The organism is Methylobacterium sp. 275MFSha3.1 (genome assembly GCF_900108435.1).
Taxonomy (GTDB): Bacteria; Pseudomonadota; Alphaproteobacteria; order Rhizobiales; family Beijerinckiaceae; genus Methylobacterium.
The window spans coordinates 102,574-116,193 of record NZ_FNWP01000008.1 but is presented as its reverse complement, the minus strand read 5'-3'; the positions used below and the strand labels follow the sequence as shown (position 1 = coordinate 116,193).

The following is a 13,620-nucleotide window of genomic DNA, read 5'->3' as shown; positions in this document are numbered from 1 at the left end:
CAGGGTCCGGACATGCGGTCGGCGCCGCTCAGCGCCGCTCAGCGCCGCTGGGACTGGAACAGCGGCTGGGCCAGCGCCTCGGTCCGGGCGCGCCACAGGTCGCGCTCCTCGCGCAGGGCGTCGCGCTCGCCGGCCAGGGTCAGCCGCTCGGCCCGCAGGGCGTCCCGCTCGGCGATCGCCCGGTCGCGCTCGGCGCGCAGCTCCTCGCGCTCGGCCCGGAAACGCTCCCGCTCGCCGCGGAACTCCTCGCGCTCGACGCGGACGTCCTCCTGCTCGGCCCGGAGATCCTCCAGGGAGCCGATCTCGTCGCGGATATGCTCGCGGAGCGTCCGGATCTCGTCGGCCAGGATGGCCTGCAGCTCGTCCTGGCGCTCGGCCTCGACGCGGAGCCTGGCCTTCAGCATCAGGTTCTCGGCCATCAGCTCGGCGATGTCGGGATCCTCGGCCGCGGCCCGCGGCGCCTCGGGGGCCGGGACGACGCGGGGCGACCACGCCGTCTCCCCGCCGCGCGGCCGCTTCGCCTCGTACTGGGTCTCCTCGGGCCGGGCATCGCCGCGGGCCTCGGCCGGCGCCTGGGCCTTCATCGCCGTCAGCCAGTCGCGGAGCGGACCGGTCGCGGGAAAGCTGCCGGACTCGGTCGGCGAGTGAGAGCGGGCGGGTTCCGACATCGGCGGGCGTCCTGATCGAATATAGCCCGAAGACAATCCCAACATGCTTAACGATCGGTAAAAGTTAACACCGATCGGCGGCCCGTTTCGGCACCGCCGCGGCGCCGGGCCGGCCGAAAAATTGACTTTCCGGCCGGCTGCCGCTACGCCCCGGCCTCCCGATCCGTAGCAGATCGACCGATGCCAAGCCGACCGGTCCCGCGAGGCCGGAGGTCAACGCCCGACAGCGCGTCCGCGCCCTCGGGCGCGATGGGCGTTGGCCGATATGCGAGGACGGGATCCGCCGGCCGAGGCACCCGCATGACGCGAGATCAAGAAGCGTTGAAGATCGAGGACGCGATCAACGAGACCTGCCCGTGGTCGGGCAAGCCGATCTCGGCGGACTCGCTGACGCTCTACAACGGCGCCGTGGTGGGCTTCTGCAACCCGGACTGCCGGGACAAGTTCGCCAAGGCCGTGCGCGGCTTCGAGGCCGCCCTCCAGGCGCGCCGCGTCGAGCGCGCCGGGCTCGAGCAGTAACGGCGGGGCGTCAGGAACATGTTCGAAGGCCTGTCCGACCGCCTCTCCGGCATCCTCTCGGGGCTCACCCGTCGCGGTGCCCTGACCGAGGCCGACGTCACCGCCGCCATGCGCGAGGTGCGCCGCGCCCTGCTAGAGGCCGACGTCGCCCTCGAGGTGGTCCGCGGCTTCACCGACCGGGTGAAGGAGAAGGCCGTCGGCGCCGTCGTGCTCAAGTCGGTGACGCCCGGCCAGATGGTCGTGAAGATCGTCAACGACGAGCTCGTGGCGATGCTCGGCACCGACGCCGAGACCGTCGATCTCAACGCCCCCGCCCCGGTGCCGATCCTGATGGTCGGCCTGCAGGGCTCGGGCAAGACCACGACCACCGCCAAGATCGCCCGGCGCCTCTCCGACCGCGAGAAGCGCAAGGTCCTGCTCGCCTCGCTCGACACCCGCCGCCCGGCCGCCATGGAGCAGCTCGCGGTGCTGGCCAAGCAGGTCGGCGTGGAGAGCCTGCCGATCATCGCCGGCCAGTCGGCGGTGCAGATCGCCAAGCGCGCCATGGACGCGGCCCGCCTCGGCGGCTTCGACGTGGTGATGCTCGACACCGCCGGCCGCACCACGGTGGACGAGGGCCTGATGGCCGAGGCCGCCGAGGTGAAGGCCGCGACGAGGCCCCACGAGGTGCTGCTCGTCGCCGACGCGCTCACCGGCCAGGACGCGGTCAACACCGCCCGCGCCTTCGACCAGCGGCTCGGCGTCACCGGCATCGTGCTGACCCGCATGGACGGCGATTCCCGCGGCGGCGCGGCGCTGTCGATGCGCGCCGTCACCGGCAAGCCGATCAAGCTCGTCGGCGTCGGCGAGAAGGCCGACGCGCTGGAGGAGTTCCATCCGGCCCGCGTGGCCAACCGCATCCTCGGCATGGGCGACATCGTCTCGCTCGTCGAGAAGGCCGCCGAGACCATCGACCACGAGCAGGCGCTCCGCACCGCGGAGAAGATGCGCAAGGGCAAGTTCGACCTCGAAGACTTGTCCATGCAGCTCGCCCAGATGGAGAAGATGGGCGGCATCGGCGGCCTGATGGGCATGCTGCCCGGGATGGGCCAGATCAAGAAGCAGGTCGAGGGCGCCAACCTCGACGAAAAGATGTTCAAGCGCCAGCGGGCGATCATCTCGTCGATGACCCCGCAGGAGCGGAAGAACCCCGACCTCCTCAAGAACAGCCGCAAGAAGCGCATCGCGGCGGGCTCGGGGGTCGACGTCTCGGAGATCAACAAGCTCCTGAAGATGCACCGGACCATGGCCGACATGATGAAGGCGATGGGCCAGGGCAAGCGCGGGATCGGGCAGGCGCTCGGCTCGATGTTCGGCCTCGGTGGCGGGATGGGCGGTGGAATGCCCGGTCTCCCGCCCGGCATGCCGGAGCCGACGCCGGAGCAGATCGCGCAGCTCGAGAAGCAGTTCGGCGGCAAGCTGCCGCCGATGCCGCCGGGCCTGGGCGGGGGCGGGATGCCCAAGCTTCCCGGACTTCCGGGCCTCGGCGGTCCGAAGCTGCCGGGTCTCGGTGGGTTCATGCCGGGGAAGAAGAAATGAGCGTGCTCGCGGCCCAGGCCGTCGATCCCGAACTCGCGCGCCTGCGGGACAGCATCGACAATTTCGATGCGGCGCTGATCCACCTCCTCGCCGAGCGTTTCCGCTGCACGCAGCGGGTCGGCGAGCTCAAGGCCCGAAAGGGGATCCCCCCTTCCGATCCGGACCGGGAGGCCCGTCAGGTCGCCCGGCTCCGCAAGCTCGCGGTCGAGGCCAAGCTCGACCCCGACTTCGCCGAGAAGTTTCTGGCCTTCGTGGTCAAGGAAGTCATTCGGCACCACCAGTCGATCAAGGCGGACCACGAGTCCCAGATCGAGCAACAGCGAAAGTAGTCAGACCATGGCCCTCAAGATCCGTCTCACCCGCGGCGGCGCCAAGAAGCGCCCCTACTACCGCATCGTCGTCGCCGACGCCCGCGCCCCGCGCGACGGCCGCTTCATCGACAAGGTCGGCGCCTACGACCCGATGAAGGCCAAGGACGATCCGGCCCGCATCGTGCTCGACAACGAGAAGATCCAGAGCTGGCTCGCCAAGGGCGCGCAGCCGACCGACCGCGTCCTGCGCTTCCTCGACCAGGCCGGCCTCGCCAAGCGCCCGACCCGCAACAACCCGCAGAAGGCCGAGCCGGGCGAGAAGGCCAAGGAGCGCGCCGCCAAGCGCGCCGAGAAGGCCGCCGCTCCCGCCGAGGACGCCGCCGCGTAAGGCGCACCGGTCATGGCGCGCCGCCCCGCAGGTCCCACCTCCCGCGACGGCGGCCGCCGAGGCCGCACGAGCTCGGCGATCGGCAAGATCGCGCCCGACGCGGCGACCTCGCCCAAGGCGCCGGCCCCCAAGCCGGCGCCCCGGCCCGCGCCGCCCGATCCGAACCTCGTCCTGCTGGGCGAGTTCGGGCGGGCGCACGGCCTCACCGGCGAGGTCCGGCTCAAATCCTACACCGGCGATCCGCAGGCGATCGCCGGCTACGGAACGCTCCAGACGGCCGATGGCCGGACGCTGACGCTCGCCGACGTGCGTCCCGCCCCCGGCCCGTCGCCCGACATGCTGATCGCCCGGGTCAAGGGCGTCTCGGGCCGCAGCGCCGCGGAGGCGCTCAACCGCGTCGCCCTGTACGTTCCGCGCGACCGTCTGGCCGCGCCCGAGGACGACGACGAGGTCTACGCCGCCGACCTGATCGGCGCCGCGGCGGTAGACGAGGCCGGGACCCTCGTCGGGACGATCGTGGCCGTGCCGAATTACGGCGGCGGCGACCTCCTGGAACTGCGCTCACCGAACGGCGGCGCCACCGCGCTCCTGCCCTTCACGAAGGCCTTCGTGCCGGTCCTCGACGTGGCGCAGCGCCGCGTCACCGTCGTCGCGCCGGAGGACCTGTTCGCGGCGCCGGGTGAGAAGCCCGCCGACGATCCGGGCTAGGGACGGCGGTCGGTCCGCGCGCCGGCGGCGCGTCCGGAGGCCGGGCGGCGCCCTCAGTGCCCCCCGGCCGGCGCCCCGCCGCCGAGCTTGACGCTCTTCAGGCTCAGGGCCAGCGGGACCGCGCAGGCCGCGACGAGGCCGAGCACCCAGAACACGTCGATATAGGCCCAGTAGGCCACCTGCGTGCTGAGGACGCTCCCGATCCACGCCGTCGCTTGGTTCTGGGCCTCGATCCCGGCGTAGCCGTGCTCGGAGAAGTACTGCGTCGCCTGCCGCATGGTCTCCTGGTAGGCCGGCGAGGCCGGGTTGACGCTCTCCACCAGGCGGCTCTGATGGAACTGGCTCCGGTAGGCCAGGATGTTCTGCGCCAGGGAGACGCCCATCGAGCCGCCGACGTTGCGGGCGACGTTGATCAGCGCCGAGGCCTGGTCGGTCTGGTCCTTGCGGATCCCCTCGTACGAGGCCGAGGTGATCGACAGGAACACCATCGGCAGGCCGATGCCGATATAGACCCGCGACCACGCGAAGAACGCGAAGGTCGTGCTGCCGTCGATCCGCGTCAGGTCGTACATGCCCAGCGCCACGATGGTCATGCCGGTGGCGATCAGCCATTTCGGCTGGACGTAGGACGAGATCCGGCCGGTGAGGAACATCATCACCACCGTGACGATGCCGCCGGGGCCGAGGACGAGGCCCGACAGGGTGGCGGTGTAGCCGTAGTATTCCTGCGTGATCTGCGGGATGAACTGCGTGGTGGCGATCAGGATCGCCCCGGTGAACATCATCACCAGGAAGCACGAGCCGAACTGTCGGTTGCCGATGAGGCGGAGGTCGACGGCCGGGTTCTCGCGGGTCAGCAGCCACGGGATCATGGCGATGAACGAGACGACCATCAGCACGCCGGACACATTCATCAGCGTCGAGGTGCCGAACCAGTCCTTCCGCTGGCCCTCGTCGAGGATCACCTCCAGCGAGCCGAGGAACAGGGCGACCAGCACGAAGCCGACGATGTCGAAGCGGATGCCCTTGCGCACCAGGGCGCGGCGCTCTTTCTTGGCCGCGTCGCTGTCCTCGATCAGCCAGTACATCAGCCCGAGGGCGATCACGCCCACCGGCCCGTTGATCAGGAAGCACCAGTGCCAGGAGGCGTTGTCGGAGAGCCAGCCGCCCAGCGTCGGGCCGATCACCGGCGCCACCACGATGGCGACCCCGTAGAGCGCGAAGGCCTGGCCGCGCTTCTCCGGCGGGAAGGAATCCGCCAGGATCGACTGCGCGAGCGGCGCCATGCCGCCGCCGCCGAGCCCCTGCATCACCCGGAACAGCAGCAGCGATTCCAGGCTCCAGGCGAAGCCGCACAGGATCGACGAGACGGTGAACAGCGCCACCGACCACATGAAGAACGCCTTGCGGCCGTAGCGCTTGGCCAGGAAGCTCGACGCCGTGAGCGTGATCGCGTTGGCGACGAGGTAACTCGTCACCACCCAGGCCGCCTCGTCCGGACCGACCGCGAGGCCGCCCGAGATGTAGCGCAGGGCCACGTTGGCGATGGTGGTGTCGAGCACCTCCATGAAGGTCGCCAGCGCGACCACGCCGGCGATCAGCCACGGATTGTGGCCGCCCGGCGCCTTCCCGGACGCGGACCTGCCGCCCGCCGCCTTGCCGCCTGCCGCCTTGCCCGCACCCGGCCTGCGCCCCGGCGCGGCCGCGCTCCCCCGGCCGGCCACGGCGCTCACCGCACCGTGACGGTCGGGACAATCGACATGCCCGGGCCGATCGACACGTCCGTCGGCCAGGTCTTGACCACGATCTTGACCGGGATGCGCTGGGTCACCTTCACGTAGTTGCCGGTGGCGTTCTGCGCCGGCAGCAGGCTGAAGGCCGTGCCCGAGCCCGGCTGCACCGAGGCCACCGTGCCCTGGATCTTGCGGCCGGGATACGCGTCGATCTCGATGTCGACCGGCTGGCCCGGCCGCATGTCGGTGATCTGCGTCTCCTTGAAGTTCGCCGTCACCCAGATGTCGTCGGGCACGAACATCGCCAGGGTCTGGCCGGCCTGGGCGAGCTGGCCGACGCCGCCGGTGAGCCGCACGACGCGGCCGGCCTGGACGGCGCGGACCGTCGTGTAGCCGAGGTTCAGCTCGGCCTGCTCGACCTGCGCCCGGTCGCGGCCGAGCTGCGCCTGGGTCGAGGCCTTCTGGGCCTGGAGCGAGCCGACCTGCTTCTGCGCGGCGACCACGCTGGCATTGGCGCTCTGGACCGCCGCCTGCCGCTGCTGCAGCGTCGAGGTCGCCGACTGCGACTGCTGGACCGAGCCGGAGCCGCGCTCGGCGAGGTCCTTGTAGCGGGCCGCGTCCTCCTGGGCGAACTTCAGCGCCGCCTCGGCGGTGGCGACCTGCGCCTTGGACACCTCGATGTTGGCGTACTGCGCCTGGATCTGCGCGTCGATGTTCCTGATGCCGGCCTCGTCGGCGGCGACCTGCGCCTTCGCCTGGTCGAGGGCGATGTCGTAGTCGCGCTGGAAGACCTGGAAGAGGATCTGGCCGGCCTCGACGTGCTGGTTGTCGGTGACCGGCACGTCCACGAGGTAGCCGCCGACCTTCGGCTGGATCGAGATGCTGCGCGCGTCGACGAAGGCGTCGTCGGTGCTCTCGTAGGGGTGCATGTAGAGCAGCCAGTAGAAGAACACGCCGACGCAGAGCGCGACGACCGCGAGCCCGCCGAGCAGGAACGCGAGCGGGTGGCGCCGCAGGACGTTGGGGCGCCGCGCCTCGTCCCCGTCGTCGTCGGGATCCGCCGCGTCGTCGTCGGCCTGCCCGTCCCGCGCCTCGGGCGCGCCGTCGGCCTCGTCCGCGCCGGGCTTGCGCGCGGTCTCGCGGTCGGACGCGCGGTCCGCGGCCGGCGCGGCGCGGCCGAGATCGAGCACGTCGCGCTCGCGCGCGACGGTCCGGCCGTCGGCCGGCCGCGGGCGCGCCTCGTCCTCGGAGAGGTGCCGCTGATCGTCGAACATGGAAAGTCGTCGCCCGATGGGCCGGCCACCCCGGGGGTGACCGGGCTTGTCGCATCGCCCGCCTCAGGCAGCAAAAGCCGGCCGCAGGCCCAAGGTTCCACGCGCGGATCAGCCCGCCTAGGAACGCATGCCGCACTGCGGCGTTCTGCGCCCGGAACCTTTGCCGTTCCCGGCCTCAAGGCCCAGGAGTTTGCCATGACCAGCAGCCCATCCCCGACGTCGAACCGCCCCGGTTCCGGCCCCGCGACCACCCCCTCCGGCATCCCGCTCGTCGGCGCGGCGCGCCTCGACGCCATGAGTGCGGCCCTGGCGCGGAACTGGTGGCTCGTCGCCCTGCGCGGCGTCATCGCGGTCCTGTTCGGGGCGATCGCGTTCATCGCGCCGGGCGCCTTCGTGCTGTCCCTGGTCCTGTTCTTCGCCGCCTACATGCTCGTCGACGGCGTCGTCGCCGTCGTCGGCGCGGTCCGGGCCGCGCAGCGCCACGAGCGCTGGGGCTTCATGCTGGTCGAGGGCCTCGTCGACATCGTGGTGGGCGTCGCCGCGGTGCTGGTGCCGGCCGCGGCCGTCTGGGCGTTCGTGCTGCTGCTCGCCGCGTGGGCGCTGGTCACCGGCGGCCTGATGATCGCCGCCGCCTTCCGCCTGCACCTCCATTACGGGCGCTGGTGGCTGGGCCTCGGCGGCGTCGTGTCGATCCTGTTCGGCCTCGCGCTGCTCATCAACCCGGGCATGTCGGCCCTGGTGCTGACGTGGTGGATCGGCTCCTACACCTTCGCCTTCGGCATCCTCCTGCTGATCCTGGCCTTCAAGCTGCGCGCCCAGCACGGGGCCGTCGGTCCGGGAGCGCCGCTCGGCCGGTGAGCCGGCCGGGACCGGATCGGGCCCCGTGGCCCGATCCACACGGTGGCGGCGCGATCGACGCGCCGCCCGTCCCGCGACCCAACGGCTGCGGGACACCGCGACGGATGCGGCTTAGAAGGCTCGGTCGGCCGGATCGGCCGGTCCCGGAACACGCACCACGATGACGCCCGACGCGCCGGAACGCGCCCCGGCCGACGGGCCGAAACCGCCGAAGCCGGACCCCGCCGCCGACGCCCCGGACCCGCGGCTCGCCGCCCGGGAGGCCGGGCGGGCCGCGCGCGACCTCGCGCGCCATCTCCGGACCCTCCTCGCCGCGGCCGGGCTCGGCCTCGCGCGGACCGGCCGGGCCCTGTCGGCCCGCGCGGCGGAGCGCGCGGCGCGGGCGCGACGGGCACCGGCGGAGCGCCCGCCCGCCGTCGCCGAGACGGACGCGCGCGCCCTGAACCGGCGTTCCCGGCCGATCCTCGGCCGCCGGCACCCGGCCCTGCTCGCCGCCGCCCTGGTGGTCCTGCTGCCGGCCCTGGCGCTGGCGATCTACCTGTTCGCGGCCTTCGTGAGCCTGCCGCCGCTGGGCGGCGCCGTGGTCGAGACTGGCCAGCGGGCGATCACCGTCGAGGCCGACGACGGCCGGGTCTTCGCCACCCGCGGCAGCTTCCGCGGCCAGAAGCTCACCGCGGCCGACCTGCCGCCGCACCTCGCCCAGGCGATCGTGGCGATCGAGGACCGCCGCTTCTACAGCCACTGGGGCATCGACCTGCGCGGCCTCGTCCGGGCGGCGTGGCGCAATCTCCGCGGCGGCGGCGTGCGCGAGGGCGGCTCGACCATCACCCAGCAATATGTCCGCCTGACCTCCCTCAACCAGGAGAAGACGCTCTGGCGGAAGGTGCAGGAAGCCTTCCTGGCGCTGCGGGTCGAGTCGACCATGAGCAAGGACGCGATCCTGCTCGGCTACCTCGACTCCGCGTATTTCGGCGCCGGCGCCTACGGGGCGGACGCGGCGGCGCGGCGCTACTTCGGCAAGCCCGCCAAGGCGCTGAACCTGCCGGAATCGGCGATGCTGGCCGGTCTGGTGCGGGCGCCCTCGCAGCTCGCCCCGACCCGCAACCTCGGCGGCGCCAAGGAGCGCGCCGACGTGGTGCTCCAGGCCATGGTCGAGACCGGCGCGATCTCGCAGGCCGAGGCCGACGCCGCGCGCAAGCAGAGCGTGACCCTGAAATCGCCCCCCGAGGCGCCGCCCGGCACCAACTACTTCCTCGACATGATCGCGGGCGACGTGAAGCGCCTCGCCGGCACCGACGGCGACATGACGGTGCGCTCGACCCTCAACCTCGACCTGCAGAGCCTCGCCGAGGGCGTCGTGGCCCGCCGCCTCGACAAGGACGGCGCCCGCCGCAAGGTCGGCCAGGCCGCCATGGTGGTGCTGTCGAAGGAGGGCGCGATCCTCGCCATGGTCGGCGGCCGGGACTACGAGGACAGCCAGTTCAACCGCGCCGTCCAGGCCAAGCGCCAGCCCGGCTCCCTGTTCAAGCTCCTCGCCTACCTGACGGCCTACGAGAAGGGCTACACGCCGGAATCCGTGATGGTCGACCGCCCGGTCCAGATCGGCGACTGGCAGCCCGAGAACGACGACGGCCGCTACCGGGGGGCCGTGCCCCTGCGGACCGCCTTCGCGCTCTCGATCAACACCGTGGCGGCCCAGCTCGGGCAGGATGTCGGCATCCCGGCGGTGATCGCCACCGCCCGCAAGCTCGGGATCCAGTCGGACCTGCCCAACGTGCCGAGCCTCGTCCTCGGCTCGGGCGCCGTGAGCCTCCTGGAGATGACCCGCGCCTACGGCTCGGTCCTGTCCGGGCGCACCCCGCTCCAGTCCTACGGCATCCAGGCGATCCGCGGGGCCGCGCCGCAGCCACTCTACGTCCGCGCCGACGCGGCCCCGGGCCCGATGCTGGCGCAGGAGCCGCGCACCATGATGCTCGACTCGCTGCAGGCGGTGGTGGAATCCGGCACCGGCCGCGCCGCGCGGGTGCCCGGCCAGATCATCGGCGGCAAGACCGGCACGAGCCAGGATTTCCGCGACGCGTGGTTCGTCGGCATGACCCCCGACCTCGTGGTCGGGATCTGGGTCGGCAACGACGACGACAGCCCGATGAACCGCATGTTCGGCGGCGAGATGCCGGCCGGGATCTTCCACGACTTCGTCCAGCGGGCCGCCGAGAAGCTCGCGAAGGGCAAGGCCCGCCCCTCGGCGGAGCGGGCCGAGCCGGCCCGGGCCGCCGCCGCGCCCGCGGCCGAACCTGTCGCGGCCGGCGAGGTCCGCGGCGTGCCGGAGGTGATCGATACCGGCACCCTCAACCTGCGCGGGCGGGTCGTGCGCCTCCTCGGCGTGGTCGGCGAGCGCGGCCATCTCGCCCGCCAGCTCGCCAGCTACCTGCGCCGCCGCGAGGTGGTCTGCACCGGCCTGTCCGACGGGGCCACGGCCCGCTGCCGCATCGAGGGCGACGACCTCGCCGGGCTGATCCTGGCCGCGGGCGGCGCCCGCGCCTCCGAGGACGCCCCGCCGGACCTCCTGGGCGCGGAGGAGCAGGCGCGCGCCGAGCGGGTCGGCCTGTGGGGCCGGTGAGGGCCTAGCCCGTCCCGAGCTTCGCCAGCGTCCGCGGGTCGGGGACGCCGGCGAAGTAGCGCGCCAGCGCGTCGGCGAAGACCGGCTCCTCCGGCACGGCGCGGGCGAACAGCGTCACGCTGGAGCGGAACTTCAGATCGTCGGGCGAGCCGAAGATCGCGTGGGCCGAGCGCCCGGCGACGGCGTTGACGGCCGCCGTGCAGGCGCGCAGGCGCGCGCCGAGCACCGGGTGTGCCGCGTAGGCCTGCGCCTCCGCGAGAGACCCGATGGCGTAGCGCTGCGCCATCGGGCTCGCGCCGAGCCCGGCGATCTGCGGGAAGATGAACCACATCCAGTGGCTGCGCTTGTCGCCGGCCTGCAACTCCGCCAGGGCGCGCCCGTAGACGCCCTCCTGCGCGGCGACGAAGCGGCCGAGGTCGTAGGTGTCGCTCATGCGCGGCTCCGTTGTTCCGGTCCCGCACCGTCAACCGCGCGGCGGCCGCCGGGGATGCAGGCGCGGGTCCGGAGTGCCGCTGACGCCGCGCCGGGATTGGTGTAAGCGCCGCCCATGCTCGGAACGCTCGTCGCCTTCATGGTCGCGAACCCGGCGATGAGCCACGCCCTGACGGCGATCCCCGAGACCGCCGGAATGGCGGCCGTTCTGATCCTGCTGCGCAGTCCCCGACCGGAAGGCGTCGCGGCGCTCGTGGTCTCGACCTACTATTACGGCCGCGAGGCCGGGCAGCGGGAACACGTCCTCAAGCACGCGGGCTGGGACGCCGTTCAGGCGCATCTCGGCGCCGAGTTCCTGTACGACTGGTCCCTACCGAACCTGCAGCAGTGGGTGGCGCCGACCTGCGCGGCCTGGGCGGTCGCGGCCGCGATCTATCTGGTCCGGTCGCGGATGGCGCGGGCGGCTCTGCCGGGTACCCGGCTCAGGCGCGGGTGAACGGTCCGTCCGACGGCCCGATCTCGCTCCGGTCTCCGAGGAGCCGCCGGCCCGAGGCGATGATCTGGACCGTCTCGCGGCTGGAGCACTGGCGCCGCGCCAGGGCCTCCAGGTCGCGCAGGTAGTCGATGACGGGACCACGCTGCTTGTCGGCTCGGCCGATCACCGGCTCGACCTTGGCGGTCACGAGGCCGCCGACCGTGTCCCAGAACTCCGCCGGTCGGATCGCGGCGTCGCCCATCGCACGCTCGTGCATCCCCGGTCTCCGCTGTGCTCGCACCGCTCTTGTCGAGCGTTTCGGCCGCCGGCGCATTGACCCATGTTGAAGACGCTCCTCCGGAGCGCGGGGCTCGCGGCATCGTCATCCGCGCGCCGGGCGATCCGGCGGGGCAGCATCCGGTGCGCCGCCCCATAATGGACCGCGCCACCGCGCGCGTTTCGGATCGACCGCAGGGAGCCCGCATGCCCGCCGACGACGTCTCAACCCGCGATGCCCGCGCACCCGAGCCCGCACGGACGCGCGCGCCCCCGGCCGGGGAAAGCCGCCTCCGCTCGATCGCCAAGGCCGTGAGCTGGCGCGTCGTCGGGAGCCTCGACACGCTGCTGCTGTCCTACCTGTTCACCGGCAGCGTGCTGGTCGCCGGCTCGATCGCCTCGACCGAGACCGTGACCAAGACCGTGCTGTACTACCTCCACGAACGCGGCTGGGGCCTGATTCCCCTCGGTCGCGCCTGAGATCCGTCCGGGAGGCCGCGTTGCCCGCCAGCTCCGCCCCGCCGCCCGGCGGCGTGACATCCTCGAGAGCCCGAACCGGAGAGAGCCGCATGCCGCAGATCACCGTCGGAGGACTCGGCCTCCGCTACCACCTCGAGGGCCCGGAGGACGCCCCGGTCGTCGCTTTCTCGAACTCGCTGGGGGCGACCCTGGAGATGTGGGACGCGCTGGTGCCCGCGCTGACGGGGCGTTACCGGACGCTGCGCTACGACACGCGCGGCCACGGCGGGTCGGAGACGCGCGACCGGCCGGTCGCGATCGCGGATCTGGCCGGCGATCTCGCAGGCCTTCTGGACGCCCTCGGCATCGGACGCGCCCATCTCGTCGGCCTCTCGCTCGGCGGGATGACCGTGCAGGCGCTGGCGAGCGCCGATCCCGGACGCGCGCTCAGCGCCACCCTGATGGCGACGGCGGCCTTCCTGCCGAGCCTGCAGAGCTGGGACGAGCGCGCCGCGACCGTGCGCGCCCAGGGGACGGCGGCCGTGGTCGAGGCGACGCTGGGGCGCTGGTTCACGCCGGGTTTCGCGGAGCGCGCCCCCGAGACGGTGCGGGCTGTCCGCGAGCGATTCCTGGCCTGCGATTCGGCCGGCTACGCGGTGTGCTGCGGGGCGATCGGGCGCATGGATCTCCGTCCGGCGCTCGGAGCCATCACCGCGCCGACCCTGGTGATCGCCGGCCGCGACGATCCCTCGACGCCCCCGGCCATGGCCGAGGAGATCTGCGGCGGCATCGCCCAGGCCGAACTCGTCGTGCTGCCCCGGGCGGCGCACCTGCTCGCCGTCGAGCGCGCCGAGGCGGTCGGCGGCTACCTGCGCGCCTTCCTCGACCGCGCCGCGCCGGGCGCGTAGGCGGGCCGCGGCGGCGTCGTCCCGTCAGTCGCCCGAGTGTTCGGGACCGCGGCCGCTTCAGTGGCAGGCGATCCCGACATCGGCGGGCGACATCTCGCGCGCCAGGCGCCGCCCGGTCCGCAGCAGCGCCTGCCCGAGCAACGACACGGTCAGCGCGTCGCCGTCCTGCTCGGCCAGCCGATAGGCCGCGAGCAGGGCGTCGCCGAGATCGCCGAGCGTTGCCGTCGGCTCCGCGTCCGCGCGCTCCGGCCGGCTCCCGGCAATCCGGTCGCGTCCGTCCGCCGCCGCCGCGCCGTGCGGTCCCTCGGTCAGCGCGACCGGTCTCGCGCGGCGTCTCGCGTTGCCGTCGTCCTCTGGTGAGCCGTTCCGCATCGTCTTGGTCCCTCAACCACCTCGAGGGTGCACCTACAGGT

16 protein-coding genes are annotated in these 13,620 nt (G+C 72.8%); 10 read left to right on the top strand and 6 right to left on the bottom strand.

What is annotated here, in order from left to right:
* Positions 1-38: 38 nt before the first annotated feature.
* The gene (locus tag BLW78_RS11330) at positions 39-668 is read right to left on the bottom strand and encodes an ATPase (protein ID WP_091679530.1); all 630 of its coding nucleotides are present in this window, start codon (positions 666-668) and stop codon (positions 39-41) included.
* 300 nt (positions 669-968) lie between these two features.
* Here BLW78_RS11330 and BLW78_RS11325 point away from each other — a divergent pair, with 300 nt between their 5' ends.
* Genes BLW78_RS11325 through rimM form a run of 5 tightly spaced genes read left to right on the top strand, consistent with a single transcriptional unit; the run spans position 969 to position 4,172 of the window.
* Positions 969-1,187 (top strand): eL24 family ribosomal protein, encoded by a 219-nt coding sequence (locus BLW78_RS11325; protein WP_026604841.1) that lies wholly within the window; start codon positions 969-971, stop codon positions 1,185-1,187.
* 18 nt (positions 1,188-1,205) lie between these two features.
* On the top strand, positions 1,206-2,765 hold the full coding sequence (gene ffh / locus BLW78_RS11320) for a signal recognition particle protein (protein WP_091679527.1): 1,560 nt from the start codon (positions 1,206-1,208) through the stop codon (positions 2,763-2,765).
* A complete protein-coding gene (locus BLW78_RS11315; protein WP_012320554.1) occupies positions 2,762-3,094 on the top strand; it encodes a chorismate mutase in 333 nt (110 codons plus the stop codon). Before ffh ends, BLW78_RS11315 begins: the two co-directional genes overlap by 4 nt.
* A gap of 7 nt (positions 3,095-3,101) precedes the next feature.
* Entirely contained in the window at positions 3,102-3,464 is a 363-nt protein-coding gene (gene rpsP / locus BLW78_RS11310) for a 30S ribosomal protein S16 (protein ID WP_020092607.1), read from the top strand.
* Between the two features lie 12 nt (positions 3,465-3,476).
* Positions 3,477-4,172 (top strand): ribosome maturation factor RimM, encoded by a 696-nt coding sequence (gene rimM, locus BLW78_RS11305; RefSeq protein WP_056525985.1) that lies wholly within the window; start codon positions 3,477-3,479, stop codon positions 4,170-4,172.
* A 53-nt stretch (positions 4,173-4,225) separates the two neighbouring features.
* Here rimM and BLW78_RS11300 read toward each other — a convergent pair whose 3' ends face one another.
* Both BLW78_RS11300 and BLW78_RS11295 read right to left on the bottom strand, forming a co-directional pair.
* A complete protein-coding gene (locus BLW78_RS11300) occupies positions 4,226-5,896 on the bottom strand; it encodes a DHA2 family efflux MFS transporter permease subunit (protein ID WP_091679783.1) in 1,671 nt (556 codons plus the stop codon).
* A gap of 5 nt (positions 5,897-5,901) precedes the next feature.
* The gene (locus tag BLW78_RS11295; protein ID WP_091679525.1) at positions 5,902-7,179 is read right to left on the bottom strand and encodes an HlyD family secretion protein; all 1,278 of its coding nucleotides are present in this window, start codon (positions 7,177-7,179) and stop codon (positions 5,902-5,904) included.
* A 195-nt stretch (positions 7,180-7,374) separates the two neighbouring features.
* On the opposite strand from BLW78_RS11295, the gene BLW78_RS11290 reads away from it, so the two are divergent.
* Positions 7,375-8,037, top strand: coding sequence for an HdeD family acid-resistance protein (locus tag BLW78_RS11290; protein WP_091679522.1), 663 nt, complete (start codon positions 7,375-7,377; stop codon positions 8,035-8,037).
* A gap of 160 nt (positions 8,038-8,197) precedes the next feature.
* Positions 8,198-10,657: a PBP1A family penicillin-binding protein gene (locus tag BLW78_RS11285; protein ID WP_091679519.1), complete on the top strand. Its 2,460-nt coding sequence runs from the start codon at positions 8,198-8,200 to the stop codon at positions 10,655-10,657.
* Positions 10,658-10,661: 4 nt separating this feature from the next.
* Here BLW78_RS11285 and BLW78_RS11280 read toward each other — a convergent pair whose 3' ends face one another.
* The gene (locus BLW78_RS11280; RefSeq protein WP_091679516.1) at positions 10,662-11,090 is read right to left on the bottom strand and encodes a DUF1810 domain-containing protein; all 429 of its coding nucleotides are present in this window, start codon (positions 11,088-11,090) and stop codon (positions 10,662-10,664) included.
* Positions 11,091-11,204: 114 nt separating this feature from the next.
* Between BLW78_RS11280 and BLW78_RS11275 the strand changes: the two genes are divergently transcribed.
* On the top strand, positions 11,205-11,585 hold the full coding sequence (locus tag BLW78_RS11275; protein ID WP_091679513.1) for a hypothetical protein: 381 nt from the start codon (positions 11,205-11,207) through the stop codon (positions 11,583-11,585).
* Here the strand turns inward: BLW78_RS11275 and BLW78_RS11270 are convergent.
* A complete protein-coding gene (locus BLW78_RS11270; protein WP_091679511.1) occupies positions 11,572-11,841 on the bottom strand; it encodes a hypothetical protein in 270 nt (89 codons plus the stop codon). The two genes, BLW78_RS11275 and BLW78_RS11270, sit on opposite strands and share 14 nt — an antisense overlap.
* 206 nt (positions 11,842-12,047) lie before the next feature.
* Between BLW78_RS11270 and BLW78_RS11265 the strand changes: the two genes are divergently transcribed.
* Positions 12,048-12,320 (top strand): DUF2061 domain-containing protein, encoded by a 273-nt coding sequence (locus tag BLW78_RS11265; protein ID WP_091679508.1) that lies wholly within the window; start codon positions 12,048-12,050, stop codon positions 12,318-12,320.
* A gap of 89 nt (positions 12,321-12,409) precedes the next feature.
* Positions 12,410-13,207, top strand: a complete 798-nt coding sequence (pcaD, locus tag BLW78_RS11260; RefSeq protein WP_091679506.1) for a 3-oxoadipate enol-lactonase — start codon at positions 12,410-12,412, stop codon at positions 13,205-13,207.
* 57 nt (positions 13,208-13,264) lie between these two features.
* Here the strand turns inward: pcaD and BLW78_RS11255 are convergent, their stop codons facing one another.
* Positions 13,265-13,579, bottom strand: coding sequence for a hypothetical protein (locus BLW78_RS11255; protein WP_091679503.1), 315 nt, complete (start codon positions 13,577-13,579; stop codon positions 13,265-13,267).
* Positions 13,580-13,620 lie beyond the last annotated feature (41 nt).